This window comes from Priestia endophytica (genome assembly GCF_026790145.1).
Taxonomy (GTDB): Bacteria; Bacillota; Bacilli; order Bacillales; family Bacillaceae_H; genus Bacillus_I; species Bacillus_I endophytica_A.
Map to the genome: position 1 here is coordinate 320245 of NZ_JALAMS010000018.1, position 14317 is coordinate 334561.

Genomic DNA, 14317 nt, shown 5'->3' on the forward strand with positions numbered 1-14317 from the left:
GGAAGGGTTTTTTTATGAGTAGGGTTTTAGCAGAAGTTTTCTTTTCGCTGAAAATAATCAATTGTCATCTTTCTAAAATCATGCAAAATAGGAGAAATCCATTTGTTTTCATGAACAGCCATTTTTGTGATAAGCGGTGGAAGAGAAGCGTTCCAAGAAAGGGATTGTAAGTCTCCATTTTCTATTTCTCGCCTTACTGTCATTTCGGGAAGAAGAGCGATGCCAAGGTTGGCAGCTACACATTTTTTAATCGCTTCAATGCTTAAAAATTCGATGGCATTTGTAAGAGAAACTCCGTATAGTAAAAGCTCTTTTTCAAAAAGGGTACGATAAGAGCATCCGCTTTCTGTTAAAAGCAGTGTTTCATTTTGTAAATCTGATGTTTCAATAATAGAAGCTTTACTTAAAGGATGTTCAGGAGATGTAACAAGTAAAAGTTTTTCTTCTAAAAGTGTTTCTGTTTGGATATTGTGATGCTCTTCCTCACGATCTGTGATAAAGGCAACATCAAGCGTTCCTTCCTTTAAATCTTGGGCTGCCTTTTTGTCAGAATGAGCTGGCTTAAATACAAGACGAACGAGTGGGTACTTTTGTTTGAATTCTTTCAAAAGATGTGGCAAGCGGTATGTACACTGACTTTCTTGGGCGCCAATCCTAATTGTTATTGTTTCTTGACTATCACTAATCGTTTTCTTAGCTTCTTCACTCAAATTGACGATGCTTTTGGCATAACTTCTAAATTGATGACCTCCTTCAGTCAGAATCAATCTTTTTCCAAGTCTGTCAAACAGCGGAGTTTCGAGCTCTCGTTCAAGTGCTTTAATCTGAGCCGTAACACTAGACTGAGCATAGTTTAGCGTTTGAGCGGTCTTTGTAAAATTTAGCGTTTCACTAGCCATTAAAAAAGTATAAAGCTGTTTCAACTCCATTTTTTCTCCTCCTTAATCGAAAAAAGCGATTATTAATATCGAAACTATCATCTGTAACGATTATAACCTTTCTTGTAGTCTTATAGTAAGAGAAAAAGGGAGGATGAAAAATGAAAAAGATTCTACTTATTAATGGACATGAGCCTTTTAAAAAAGCGCAAGGAAAATTGAATCAGCATCTTTTTAAGCATATGGAAGTTGTCTTGGGGAATTTTGAAATCCAGAAGACCGTTGTTACTGAAGGATATTGCGTAGAAAAGGAAATAGAAAAATTTAAATGGATGGACGCTGTTATTGTTCAAACCCCTATTTATTGGTTCAGTGTTCCAGGTCTTTTTAAGACATATATTGATACTGTTTTTTTAGAAGGAGCCTTTTTTGAAAAAGCGAAGAAATTTGGGCATGGTGGTCTCTTGACCAGAAAACAGTATCTTTTCTCAACAACATGGGGAGCTAATGAGGCTGTTTTTAATCAAAAATCATCTTTTTTAGAAGGGAAAAGTGTTGATGATGTGCTTTTTCCGCTTCATAAGACATTTCAATATTGTGGAATGGATGCTCTGCCGTCTTTCTCTGTTTTTAATGCAATGAGAAATCAGCATATACAAAATACATTAGAAAGTCTTTCAATACATCTTAACCTTCATATAAATCAATCAAAAGAGAAAAGCACTTTTACAAAAGAATGAGCACAAATTGCTAAGGGAATGTTGCCATATCATTGAAAAAGTGTAAAGGTGATTGTATTTCTGCTTTGAAAAGTTGTTAAACTGTTTTTAGTAATTTTATTTTGATCAATAGGAAAGCTTTACTTTTTAAAGATGAGGGGTAGAAGAAAAGGAAACTGCTACTCCTCATAATGATTAGCTTTTCTTCTAGATAAAAGTACCCATTGAAACAAAAAAGAGCAGCAAGCTATTATTCATTGCTCACTGCAGGGAAGAGTTGACTATTGAGAAAAGGAAAGCTATGTCGAACAATTTAATGATAACACATATTTCCTTTGAAGGGATAATTTAAAAAATAAACTATAAAAGAGAGTGAAGATTTAGGGAACAACTTTATATTATTCAGATGAACCGAAAAGGATATCTAGATGGCCCAACCGGAACACACAAAAAGTGATTACTTTGGAACAGAGGTGTGAAGATCCAGATGAGGTTAAAAGAAGAGTTAGAGAAGTATTTAGAGGTTCTTTATGATGTCGAATTTTCTCAAACAAAATAAGAAAGAGCCCGTAGCTGGTGCTACGAACTCTCAAATAAGGTCTATGCATTCCTGATTGATTTAATATTATCGCATTAATCTCTCAAAATCAAGAAAGTTGCTCATAAAGTTAAATGTCTTAGTTTCTACTCAAAACAGGAGGGTATGAAGAGTGGAAGGATATGAGGAGAAAAGGAATCGATGGCTCAGATACCGCTGCCAGATTAAGCAATATGTTTTTGATGATTATAGAAAAAGAGAGCACAAGCGCTCTCTTCTCTCTAACGACGATGTTCAACAAGGTCAATTACCCCTAATACAACGTGAGCTAAACCAAAACCAAAAACCGTATTTGCGATCATTTTATTAGATCCACGGTTTTGTTTCAGTGCATAACCAGTAGCTGTTACAGCTGTACCTAATACAGTTGGAATCATACCTTCACGAATATCCATGGTTATTTCCCTCTGCATCGAAGTTAGTTAAGGTGTATAAGCACCGATTTTATTATGTTCTTATTGGATAAAAATATGTAATGAAAAAAAGAAATATTTATTGGCATATTTGCAATAGTAAGTAAGAAGCTTCAGCTCCCGAAAGAACCCTTTCTATGAAAAATTCTCAAATATCAATGATTTGAAAAAAAGGTTCTAATTGTATACCTCCAATGTAGAATAGTAAAATTAAATCGTAAAGACATAGAGGAAATAAAAGGGAGAGGGCACAAAGATGAAAAAAGAAAATGAAGGGTTAATAGAACAGTTTACTGGGATTCAGGAGGAGCTGCTCCCTCAAGTTAAATTAGAAAACAACTTTCATAAAAAAGAGATAAGTTTAGTTGCAGGAGTTGATTTAGCTTATTGGGAGAATGATACTAAGCACTATGGGACATGTTGTATTGTTGTCGTTGACTATCATACAATGAAAGTTGTTGAGAAAGTACATAGCTATGGCGAAATTACTGTTCCTTATATTTCTGTTTTCTAGCTTTTCGAGAGCTTCCGCTTATTATAGAAGCCGCTAAAAAACTAAAAACATCACCAACTTTATATATGTTTGATGGAAACGGCTATTTACACTACCGTCATATGGGCATTGCTACTCATGCTTCGTTTTTTCTGAAAAAGCCAACAATTGGAGTAGCTAAAAGTTACTTAAAAATAAAAGAACAAGATTTTACAATGCCAAAGCAGGAAGCTGGTGCTTTCACAGATATTATGATTGATGAGGAAGTATATGGGCGAGCGCTTCGTACAACAAAAGGGGTAAAGCCTATTTTTGTCTCATGCGGGAACGAAATAGATCTTGCTACAAGTACAGAGATTGTGATGAATTTTATTAATAAAGAAAGTCGTTTACCTATTCCTGTTCGTCTAGCAGACCTTGAAACACATAAAGTTCGAAAAGAGTTAAAAGATAGTTTGTAAGGGAATGAATAACGGCCAGGAAGAGAAGTCAAAGGAAACTTGGCTTCTTTTTTAGGATTAAGAGATGTGAATCTTTTTATTATAGAAGACTAAGAAAATCACAAACTTTTTTATATAAATGAACTTCTTCTTTCATATAGATAACATGATGGCTTTTTACAAGAGTTTGGAGAGAGAAAAGGAACAAGGGAGGAACGCGCATGTTTGTTCATGTGGTGCAGACAGGTGATAGCTTATTTTCTATAAGTAATAGATACCGTTATCCTGTCGCTCAACTTCGCGCTGTTAATGGGTTAGAAACGGAGAACATTGTTCCAGGGCAGGCTTTACTTATCCCCCTTTATGTGTATACAGTACAGCCTGGTGACACACTGCGCACTATTGCTCAAAAGTCATATGTGTCTCAGGAACGGTTAAGAAGAGAAAACCCTTCAATCAATTTTAATGCTCTACAACCAGGGATGAACGTGAACATCCCAAACACATCAAATTACATCGCAGGCACGTTTCAATACTATGGTGTGCGTAGTCCAGAGCTTGATCGTGAATTAATCAATGATTTTGCACCATACTCTTCTTCCATCGCTATTTTTGAATATCATTTTGGACCTAATGGAGACATTGTAAACAGGTTAGACGACTTAGTTGCCATTCAAACAACGTGGCGAAATCGAGTGACCCCTCTTGTTACAATTACCAATTTAAAGACGAGTGGATTTGATACTGGCGTTGCTCGTCAAGTATTAAGCAATCCAACTGCAAGAACGAATCTTGTAAACAATATCGTTTATCTAGTATCAACAAAAGGTTATGGAGGAGTCAATATTGATTTTGAACAAATTCGATTTGAAGATCGAGATTTATTTACTGGCTTTTTGCGTCAGTTAGGAGATCAGCTTCACTCAAGGGGATATGCTTTAACTATTGCAGTGCCAGCCAAAACAAGTGAAGATATTTCATGGTTAAGAGGGTATGACTATGGAGGAATTGGAGCTGTTGTCGATTATATGTTCATTATGGCTTATGATTGGCATCATCCAGGAAGTGAACCAGGTCCTGTTGCACCACTTACAGAAGTTCAGAATACAGTCCAATTCGCGATTAACAAAGTGCCAAGGAGGAAACTCATCATTGAGGTGCCTTTATATGGGTACAACTGGACCATTCCTTATACACCAGGAACGGTCGCTTCTGCTATCTCAAACCAAAGTGCTATTGAAACAGCAATGAAATACGGAGCGCCTGTGCAGTATTCTGAAACATATAAGTCGCCTTATTTTCGTTACAAGGATGAAAAGGGGCAGGGGCATGAAATATGGTTTGAAGACGTAAGAAGTATGAGTGAAAAGATGATGTTAGTAAAACGGTATGGACTTCAAGCAATAGGAGCTTGGCAACTTACGCTTGGTTTTACGCCAGGACCATGGCTTTTACGAAAATTCTTTACGATTAGAAAATTATGAAGCATGTTACATCTTTATCATCTTCTATTATAAAAGGTTCAACAATCCTATTTAAGACAGACATAATATGGATAGAGGGTCAGATATGTATTAAGAATTTACTGAAGAAATGGAGGAGAAGAAAGGCAACCCTCTCATTCATCAGGTGATTATCAAGGTTATCCAAAACCGCGTCCGCCGTATTATCCGTCATATCCGGGATATTACCTAGGTTATCCTACATATCCTGGATATCCACCGTATCCTATATATCCGTACTATCCAAGACCAAGGTCATATCCGTATCGCTTTGAAGACGAACAATTTGGCGAACAGTTCGATGAACAGTTTGATAAAGATTTGTAAGTAAACGCTCCTATTGAAGATATTTGAAAGAAGAAAAGCCATTGAAACTGTTTACTCAATGGCTTTTCTTCAATTAATATGTCTACGCTCTAAAAGGCTTATAACGATTGGAAGAAGAATACTTATAAGTATAAATGGTAAGAACCATATTCCTATACGTAATCCCCAATCGAGCGAAATAGAGACAGATTCAAATACAATAAGGGAAAACACTATCAAACATATATTTTTAAGCATATTTACCAGCTTACGACTGTTTAAGTAGAATTGAGCGGCATTGTTTTCGTTAAAACGCTCTGTATAGTTATGAACGTTTGGGAATTTTTCAAGCAATGTCATTAAGATAAGAAGGAAAGTGCTTATGCCTGGAAGTAAAAGTAGCTCCCACTTTGATCCCCATCTGTTCACTTCTCCTGCTATATTGTAGTGAGCAGGAACTTTAGAGGGGAGATCATACCAGGAAAAAAGTAAGAACAAAATAGAACCAACGTAAAACAGAATTCCAACAGCATTCCAGATTTTCTCCCTCTTTGTTCGAGGAATGTGTAGAAGCGGTCGATTTGATGAGTGCATATTTTTTCCCTCCTTGTTTTACTATACGAACAAAGAAGCGTAAAGTTTTCTGATTTTTATTCAAAAAAGTACTTGAGCTTCTCACTACGTTACTCTTTACAGTGGAAATATCTGAACTAAAGGAGCGATTGTAGTGAAAGCATACCCTATGCCATTGTTTGTAAAGATTGCTGTTCAGTATATAAAAAAATCGCTTCTCTGCAACCAAACTATTCTTCAGTTTAAGTCTATATTTCGAGCTCCCAAACGAAAAGGGAGAAGTGATGATGGATCATTTACGGGGTGAGAAATATCAAGATATTATGTTAGTACAAGAAAGGAATAAGGAGCCAAAGATAAAAGGGTTGGAGGAAATTGTTAAAGACGTGATAGGATAAGAAACTAAAAAACCAACCTTGTTTATACAAGGTCGGTTTTTTGAACTTTTTCATGTTTTCCTTTTTCAAGAAAGTGAAAAGCTTGTTTCATTTTTTGTTCGTACTCTTTTGCGCCGCTTGAAGATGTAAATGTTACACTTTGCTCACCAGCAGTGTTCAGCATATTGCGCTCCTTCAATACGTATTCTAACCTTTTAACAGTTCCGATACTTCCATCAATAAATTGAACAGATGGTGGAAACATATCACGAAGAAGTCCTCTATAAAAAGGAAAATGAGTACATCCAAGTACAACAGTACCATATTGGTGAAGATCTAGCCCTTGTACTTTCGACTGAAAATAGGCTTTTAAGGTGTCCTGATCAAAGTTCAGATGTTCACAATATTGAACAAGTTCTTGAAGAGGAATCGAATCAATTAAAGATTGATCGTCAATCGTCTCGAGTAAATGCTTATATTTAGCTTGTTTAAGCGTTAGCGAAGTAGCAAAAACAAGGACTCGTTTATTTAAGGAACGACTAATTTCAAGCGCTGGCTTTGCAGCAGGCTCCATTCCGATAATAGGGATGTTGTACGTAGCTCTTAATGTTTCAATTGCAATACTTGTTGCTGTATTGCATGCTACAACGAGCGCTTTTACATCTTGTTTTATAATTTCCTCTGCTGCTTGCAGAACGTAAGACTTTACTTCTTCTTTTGTTTTGCTTCCATAAGGAACGTGCAGTGTATCTGCATAGTATAAAAAACTTTCGTTAGGAAAATGTTTTACAGCTTCATGCAAAACAGAAATCCCACCAAGTCCTGAGTCAAAGAAACCAATTTTCATTTTGTTCACCTGATATTTTTATAATATGATGTATAACTAAAATTTCCATAACTATTATACCGAAACATAGCCACGTTGAACAGTCGGACTTGTATAAACGGGGCAAATGAACTAAAAAGAATAAGCGTTTTTTCTTAAAAATATTTTCTTTTAGCAAGAAAAAATAAAATGCCGTTTCCAATGAGGAACAGGATGGCTTCTTTGAGAGAATAAAAAAGAACTGTTGCTGTTCCAAAAGCAACGAGCACAAAGAAATATGGGATTACGGTAACTTTTAGGGCTAGTTTATGAACTTTTTGTATACTGAGTAGCGGTTGATCTTTTAAAGATTGAATAAATAAACGCCATTCATTATTCATAACCTGTTTGAAAAGAAACAAGACAAACAGTAAGGAAATTTCTTTCATCAACGTATTCGAAATAACGATAATGGCGATAAGTGAATACAACGCAATCTGTGCAATCATTCGCAACGTTTTGGAATTTCGAACCGTTGTTTTAATAAAAGAATCAACAATTGTATTTTCTATTGTTTCATTTCTAAATAAATACTTTTCTTTAAATAAACGATTTGGCTTTGATTTATAATCAAGCGCATCTGCTTGCTGAAGAATGATTTCCCGAAGGCGATTGCTGCTTGACAATTCTCTTTCAATCTCTTTGTCAATGGAAAAGGGTTCATTCACTTCTACAATAATAAGCAATATAACAAATAAACTGCCAAATCCCCAAATATAAGGAGATAGGCTATGTATGTAAAGAATGCTGTATAGAGCTAATGCAATAACAAAAACTATGGAGAGTTTTACTAAACATTGCACAGTATATCGCCATCTTCTCGTTTCAATCATGTAAAAACAAAGCGAACGGAAAAGTTGTAAAATCGTACCTGTTATAATATAAGCAGAGAGAGAAAGTGAATAGGAAAGATCACGTAAAAAAGGGTAGAGAAGCGCAAAGAGAAGAAAGTTAGTAACGATAATCTTTCCACTTGAATATAAGACTCCAAAACTAACAATCTTTTTTATAAATGGTTTGTTGAGAGTTGAAAATACTTCATCTGGTTTCTCTAGGAAAGTGCGTATTTTCCCCCATAAAAGATACAAGAAGAAAACAAAAAACAGATACCTCTCCATAAAGTGAATAAAGGAAGGAGACGTATTTCCTAAGTAATACAGATAGAAAACGACGAGAAATAACATTCCAGGAATGAAGACGTATAACCAAACAGTCCAATCAGCAACCGTTTTTATAATAGACGTATAATAGCGCATCGTTTCATGTAGTTTGCGTCTAAAAAGAGCCAAAGCATTCAATTTAGGGTTTCCTCGCTTTCTTGAAGTTTGTAAAAGCATTCAAGAAGTGGTTTGGAAGGTAACCCCGCTTTTTGTCTAATCTCTTCAAGATTCCCTTGTGAAAGTATTTTTCCTTCGTGGAGAAGTACAAAAGAGTCACAGTAGCGTTCAGCTGTATCCAACACATGTGTACACATTAGAATACAGGCTCCTCTTTTTCGTTCCTTTTCAATGAGGTGAAGTAAATCTTTTGTTGCTTTTGGATCAAGTCCAATAAAAGGTTCATCAATGATAAAGAAGTCAGCTTCTGTTATAAAGGAGAAAAGCAGCATTGCTTTTTGTTTCATTCCTTTTGAAAAGTGAATTGGAAAATGATCAAGCTTTGTGTCTAAATTGAAAAGAGAAAGAAGATCCTGTGCTCTTTTTTTATAAACTTCTTTAGGAATGTGGTGGAGGGAGGCTTTTAAGCGAATATGTTCCCTTAGTGTTAAATAATGATAAAAAGAAGGATGTTCAGGTACATACGTTTGAATTTCCTTTTCTGTTTTAGTAATCTTTCCTTTTAAGAAGGGAATTGTACCAATGATAGATTTAATTGTTGTACTTTTCCCCGCTCCATTTGATCCAATAAGTCCTATAAGTTGTCCTTTTCCAATCGTGAAATGGACATTAGAAATAATTTCTTGATTTCGTACATAACCCGCTTTTTCAATATTTACAGAAATCATAAAAAATCCTTTCATTTCCTTTTTAACATTATTATAACAAAAATACTTTATCAGGTTATAAAAAAGAGACTTCATCATGAAGTCTCTTTTTTATGAATAAAGGGCGATGCCTACAAGCCCTGATAAAATAATTACGTAAACTGGATTCCAGCGCAATTTTAAAAGCGCAAATAGAGATAACCCACAAATCACGATTAAGCTTATCGTATGAAAGGAAGCATCTAGACTAACAAGGCCGTTTGAAACAGCAAATTTGATTGCTGAATAAATAATTAAGCTAACCACAATAGGGCGAAGGCCATAGAATACTGATTTTACGATGGGATGATGATGGAGTTTTTGAAACGCTAAAGCGATAATAAGAACCAGAATGACGGAAGGAAGAAGAATTCCAAGTGCAGAAACCACCGCTCCTTGTAAATTTGCCATCGAGTATCCTACAAGAACAGCGCTATTTGTGGCAATCGGACCAGGAGACATACCGGCGATTGCAATCATGTCTGTGAATTGTTGAGGCGTCATCCATTCGTGTCTTAATACTTCGGTTTGAATAACGGGAATAATGGCATATCCACCTCCAAAAGAAACTAAACCAATAATAAAAAATGTTTTAAAAAGCTGCCATAACAGCACAGATTTTTCCCCTTCCTGCAAGTTAAATCATATAGTGCCAGTATTTATCTTCTTCATCCTCTTCTTCTTTTTCGAACGTGACGGTATAACCAAGACGTTTTTTAATAGAAACAACAGCAATGCCTATAATGCCGCCTAAAAGAATAATTAAGATAGGATGAAACAGAAATAAAAGGGGAATCCCTACGATAAAAATGGCAATGGTTGTTTTGTCTAAAAGGGCTGTTCTGCTCACTTTTATGGCCGCGTATAAGATAAGTGCTACAACGGAAGCGCGAATAGCCATAAAAGCAGCTTCTACTTTTGGATTGTCTTGAATGAAAATATATAAAATTCCAAGTGCAAGAATAATTCCGAACGTTGGTAAGGAAACGCCAAGAGCAGCAGCAATTAGCCCTTTTACACCGCCAACTCTTTGCCCAATAAAAGTAGCTGAATTCACAGCAACAGCCCCAGGCACAGATTGTGAAAGGGCAAGAACGTCTGTTACTTCTTCTTTTTTTAACCATTTTCGCTTTTCAACAATCTCTTTTTCGATAAGCGGGATCATTGCATATCCGCCACCAAATGTAACAGGACTAATCTTTAAAAATGCCCAAAAGATGTGAAAAAGCTTTTTCCATTCTTCTTTCATAAGTGTCCTTCTTTCCTAGCAAAGAGTATGTAAATCATAATTTCTTTCCTATTATAACACTGTCAACTACAAGAGAGACAAATATACATAAAAAAATAGGACATCCGAGTTGGAGTCCTATATGATATCTAAAATTTAGAAGTTAAGTTTTCAGCAAAATAGGGTATAGTGAATAAACAAAGAAGTTTATTTAGCTTTTACTTTAATGATTGCTTCGCCGTAGCTTGTCATAGATTGTTTATAAGTCATTTTTAACATTTCAAATAGTGAGATGCATTTTTTCATGATACCGATCTCCTTTACGAAATAACCTTTTATTATTATCGAACATAACCCTTGCTTTTGACAAAGAGGGTGAAAACGGGTACATTTTCTATGAAAGCGAAAACATAAAGGGGTTTTGAGGGGTATACTCTATTTTTCTTAAGTTTTCGCGAAATTTCTCTTGATTACATACGAATTTGGCTTTTTCTTTTGAAAGGATAGCCAACTTTTCTGAATACTGAGTTTATGACATAAAAAAGAGGCCTTCTACGTTAGAAGGCCTCTTTTTTATTTTCCGATAAACTGCTGTGTCCAGTAGTTTCCGTCTTTTACATATCCAACACCAATGTGAGTATATTTACTGCTTAAAATATTTGCTTTATGACCAGGGCTATTCATCCAAGCTTTCATTACTTCAGCAGGTGTTTGCTGACCTTGAGCAATATTTTCTCCAGCTGCTTTATATGTAATTCCAAACTGCTTCATCATATCGAATGGTGAACCATATGTAGGAGAATTATGATCGAAATAGTGGTTGTCATGCATATCTTGTGATTTAAGACGAGCTGTTTTTGCAACTTCGTTATCAACTTGAAGTGGTTGTAAACCAGCTTTTGCACGTTCTGCATTTACAAGTTTTACAACTTCTTGTTCATAGGCACTTAAGCTTGATTGAGAAGAAGTTGGTGTAGTTGTGCTTTGATTTTCAGGTTTTAAACGAAGAATAGAACCAACTTTCATGTTATATGGATCAACGTTTGGGTTTAATTTCATTAACTCTTTATAATCTAAGCCATAACGTTTCGCGATAAAGTAGAAAGTGTCTCCTTTGTCTACTTTATATGCTTCAAAAGGTGGTTCCTTATACATTGTCATGGCACTTGTACTTGTTGCTGCAGCTCCGCCTGCAATAGACAGGGCCAAAGCAGATGCAATAATCGTTTTTTTCATTAAGCTCTCTCCTTAGCTATGTATATTGTAATCTCGTTAATACAATAGCGTGGCTAAAGAGGGAAAGCTAGGTGTAAATCCTTCCAAGATTGGTACTTTGAATTCGAATAGGTACATTTTAATAGGTTAAAAGATCTGACTTGTTAATGTGTCTCACATGATGTTTTAGACATAAGAAAGAATGCTTCTCGTTCCATTATAACAGTACCTTCTTGATTAAGACATGCTTGTCCAATTCGTTTATTTTCCTCATGCTGTTCTTTCATTTGTAAGAATAAGAAGAGCCCCGCTCCTAAGATTAAAAGAGAACTGCTAATAGAAAAATAGAGTTGTTTTTTCTTCATTAATAATTTGCCTCCTAGGTGAAATAGTGGGATATGATAAGAGATATTATACCATTTTATGTAACTTTGTAACTATGAAAAAAGAATTGTTGGAAATTATTATATCTCTACTTATAAAAATGGAAATAGGGAGAAAAAATGGGGGAAATGAGGCAAGGGTGATTTCTAACTTTTACAAAGATAAAAAGTCTACAAACTATCTTTGTAGACTTTTTATCGTATATATTAAAATATAAAGTAGCGGATTCCTGCCATAAGCAAAACACCAACAATAACAGTCAATGATAAGCTTTTTGTCCAAATGGCAATAAGAGCGGTTGGAATAATGACGGAAATCACGGTCCAGTCTATTTTTAACCCTTGTTCTGTGTGAATGATAAAATTTTCAACAACAAGCGCTGTCAGAATACAAATTGGCACATAAGAGAGCCATTTTAATACGGGTTGTGGCAGCGCAACGTTCCGCACTATAATAAACGGAAGAACGCGGGGAATAACGGTAACAATGGCACATCCTAAAATAATAAGAAGTGTTGTGCTGTTTACATTCATTTATCACTCACCACCCCGATCGTTGCTACAATAACCGTAGAAAGAATAACGGCTACATGCGAAGGAACAAAAAAGGAAAGAACAATCATCGCAATAACCATGTAAATCATCAATCGTAAATAATGTTTTACTTTTTCAGGGATAATACTTTCAAGCTGCAAGACAAGCAGCGCGATGAACATCGCTGGTAAGGCAAAATCAAGCCCGAACTTTTCGGGATTTGAAATTAAGTTGCCAAATAGAGCTCCAACAGTGCATGATAAAATCCAAAAGACATAAGCTGTTATATTTAGTCCATTCATCCAACGATCTGTTAGCTTTTCATTTTTTGCGATCTTGCTTGAAGCAACACCAAATGACTCATCTGTTACAAGCATTCCAATTCCTATGTTTTTTAATAAAGAATGTTGAGAGAAGTGTGGAGCAAGCGTCGCACTTAAAAGAAGATGTCGTAAATTAATAATAAAAGTTGTTAAAATAATAGCAGAGATAGAACTATGTGAAGCAAGTAAAGCGCAAATAACAAATTGAGCAGCTCCTGCATAAACGAGTAGAGACAGAAGGGCAACTTCCATAACGCTCAAATGCGATGCAACACCAACAACACCTGCAGCTAATCCAATACTTATGTAGCCTAAGAGAGTTGGAATACAATCTTTCACGCCTTGCGAAAAGGTGGGAGCGTGACTCTCTTTATGACTTGCAGCTTTTTCAGCAATCAAATTATCGCCTCCTTGTATATTATATTATACATATATTTATCATATTGAACAACGCTATGTTATAATAAATTAAAATCACCGTAAAGGAGATTTCTAATGGAAGAAATTCAGCATATTATCGGAAACAACCTTATGAAATTTAGAAAGCAGCGCGGCTTGTCACTTGACCACGTTTCAGAATTCACAGGTGTCAGCAAAGCAATGCTTGCTCAAATTGAGAAAGGGAAATCAAGTCCAACCGTTACAACCCTGTGGAAGATTGCGAACGGTCTTAATATTTCGTTTTCAGAATTTATTAAAGAGGACAAGCCAGATGTTCGAAAAGTGCATATAGAAGATTTAAATGCGATCACAGATGACGAAGAAAAATACCGCGTGTATCCGTTTTTTCCTTATCATCCTGAGAAAAAATTTGAAATTTATATTGTAACCCTTGAGTCTGGCTGTGTTCATGAAGCAAAAACACACTTAGGAGAAGAGTACTTATTAATGAAAGAAGGAGAGCTTACGATAAAGTTCCAAGATGAAGAGCATCTGCTTTCATCAGGGGATGCGCTTAACTTTATGGGAAACCTTTCTCATAGTTATATGAATACATCAGCACAACCTGCAAGCTTCTTTTTACTGATGTATTATTCAGAATAACAACGCTTTTAACCCGTTTTACATAAAACAAACAAGCGGCCTTATGAGCAGGCCGCTTGTTTGTTTATTCTTTTAGATGTTGCATTTTGTGCTGCTTCCACGTTCTTAGCATACTTGGTACTCCGATCACCATACTAACCATAGCGCTCCACATCGCATAACCCCATTCTCCTGTAAATGCTGAGACTCCTATAAAATAGAGTAATTGCCCAAAGAGAGCAAACAGGGAGGCAATCCAAGCAAATGTTAGCTTCTTTTTCATTCTATTCCTCCTTCCTTATTAGAGCATAAAGCTCAGGGAAGTTAAATGATAAAGACAATAGAATGAATGAGCTTCAAGATAATTACATTTTAACATATATTTCTAATTGTGATAGTGTTTGGAGCTCTTCTAAAGCTTCGT

The 14317-nt window shown here is 35.6% G+C and carries 16 protein-coding genes and 1 pseudogene; 4 read left to right on the top strand and 13 right to left on the bottom strand.

Annotated elements, in window-relative coordinates; genetic code table 11:
* Positions 1-26 precede the first annotated feature (26 nt).
* A complete protein-coding gene (locus tag MOC86_RS15360) occupies positions 27-929 on the bottom strand; it encodes a LysR family transcriptional regulator (protein WP_268584938.1) in 903 nt (300 codons plus the stop codon).
* Positions 930-1039: 110 nt separating this feature from the next.
* On the opposite strand from MOC86_RS15360, the gene MOC86_RS15365 reads away from it, so the two are divergent.
* A complete protein-coding gene (locus MOC86_RS15365) occupies positions 1040-1618 on the top strand; it encodes an NAD(P)H-dependent oxidoreductase (protein WP_268584939.1) in 579 nt (192 codons plus the stop codon).
* A 798-nt stretch (positions 1619-2416) separates the two neighbouring features.
* On the opposite strand, the gene MOC86_RS15370 is transcribed toward MOC86_RS15365, so the two are convergent.
* The gene (locus tag MOC86_RS15370; RefSeq protein ID WP_019395509.1) at positions 2417-2590 is read right to left on the bottom strand and encodes a hypothetical protein; all 174 of its coding nucleotides are present in this window, start codon (positions 2588-2590) and stop codon (positions 2417-2419) included.
* A gap of 274 nt (positions 2591-2864) precedes the next feature.
* Here MOC86_RS15370 and MOC86_RS15375 point away from each other — a divergent pair.
* Positions 2865-3562, top strand: a pseudogene (locus MOC86_RS15375) (endonuclease V).
* Between the two features lie 200 nt (positions 3563-3762).
* Positions 3763-5025, top strand: a complete 1263-nt coding sequence (locus MOC86_RS15380; RefSeq protein WP_268584940.1) for a glycoside hydrolase family 18 protein — start codon at positions 3763-3765, stop codon at positions 5023-5025.
* A 414-nt stretch (positions 5026-5439) separates the two neighbouring features.
* Here the strand turns inward: MOC86_RS15380 and MOC86_RS15385 are convergent, their stop codons facing one another.
* The 10 genes from MOC86_RS15385 to MOC86_RS15430 all read right to left on the bottom strand — a co-directional run bounded on the left by MOC86_RS15385 (position 5440) and on the right by MOC86_RS15430 (position 13269).
* Positions 5440-5943 (bottom strand): DUF1648 domain-containing protein, encoded by a 504-nt coding sequence (locus MOC86_RS15385; RefSeq protein ID WP_268584941.1) that lies wholly within the window; start codon positions 5941-5943, stop codon positions 5440-5442.
* Positions 5944-6342: 399 nt separating this feature from the next.
* Complete coding sequence (gene murI, locus MOC86_RS15390) at positions 6343-7146, bottom strand: glutamate racemase (RefSeq protein ID WP_268584942.1); 804 nt, start codon at positions 7144-7146, stop codon at positions 6343-6345.
* Between the two features lie 134 nt (positions 7147-7280).
* On the bottom strand, positions 7281-8462 hold the full coding sequence (locus MOC86_RS15395) for an ABC transporter permease (protein ID WP_268584943.1): 1182 nt from the start codon (positions 8460-8462) through the stop codon (positions 7281-7283).
* On the bottom strand, positions 8459-9169 hold the full coding sequence (locus tag MOC86_RS15400; protein ID WP_268584944.1) for an ABC transporter ATP-binding protein: 711 nt from the start codon (positions 9167-9169) through the stop codon (positions 8459-8461). The genes MOC86_RS15395 and MOC86_RS15400 overlap by 4 nt, the downstream gene beginning before the upstream one ends.
* 90 nt (positions 9170-9259) lie before the next feature.
* Complete coding sequence (locus MOC86_RS15405; protein WP_040057838.1) at positions 9260-9802, bottom strand: chromate transporter; 543 nt, start codon at positions 9800-9802, stop codon at positions 9260-9262.
* A gap of 22 nt (positions 9803-9824) precedes the next feature.
* Positions 9825-10436, bottom strand: a complete 612-nt coding sequence (locus MOC86_RS15410; RefSeq protein WP_019395518.1) for a chromate transporter — start codon at positions 10434-10436, stop codon at positions 9825-9827.
* Positions 10437-10988: 552 nt separating this feature from the next.
* On the bottom strand, positions 10989-11651 hold the full coding sequence (locus tag MOC86_RS15415) for a CAP domain-containing protein (RefSeq protein ID WP_268584945.1): 663 nt from the start codon (positions 11649-11651) through the stop codon (positions 10989-10991).
* A gap of 143 nt (positions 11652-11794) precedes the next feature.
* Positions 11795-11995, bottom strand: a complete 201-nt coding sequence (locus MOC86_RS15420) for a hypothetical protein (protein WP_268584946.1) — start codon at positions 11993-11995, stop codon at positions 11795-11797.
* A gap of 225 nt (positions 11996-12220) precedes the next feature.
* Positions 12221-12547 carry an AzlD domain-containing protein gene (locus MOC86_RS15425; RefSeq protein WP_243510318.1) on the bottom strand — a complete coding sequence of 109 codons (327 nt, stop codon included), beginning with the start codon at positions 12545-12547 and terminating at the stop codon, positions 12221-12223.
* Positions 12544-13269 carry an AzlC family ABC transporter permease gene (locus MOC86_RS15430; RefSeq protein ID WP_268584947.1) on the bottom strand — a complete coding sequence of 242 codons (726 nt, stop codon included), beginning with the start codon at positions 13267-13269 and terminating at the stop codon, positions 12544-12546. Before MOC86_RS15430 ends, MOC86_RS15425 begins: the two co-directional genes overlap by 4 nt.
* Positions 13270-13365: 96 nt before the next feature.
* Between MOC86_RS15430 and MOC86_RS15435 the strand changes: the two genes are divergently transcribed.
* Complete coding sequence (locus MOC86_RS15435) at positions 13366-13914, top strand: helix-turn-helix domain-containing protein (RefSeq protein WP_268584948.1); 549 nt, start codon at positions 13366-13368, stop codon at positions 13912-13914.
* Positions 13915-13978: 64 nt separating this feature from the next.
* Here MOC86_RS15435 and MOC86_RS15440 read toward each other — a convergent pair whose 3' ends face one another.
* The gene (locus MOC86_RS15440) at positions 13979-14176 is read right to left on the bottom strand and encodes a hypothetical protein (protein WP_268584949.1); all 198 of its coding nucleotides are present in this window, start codon (positions 14174-14176) and stop codon (positions 13979-13981) included.
* Positions 14177-14317 lie beyond the last annotated feature (141 nt).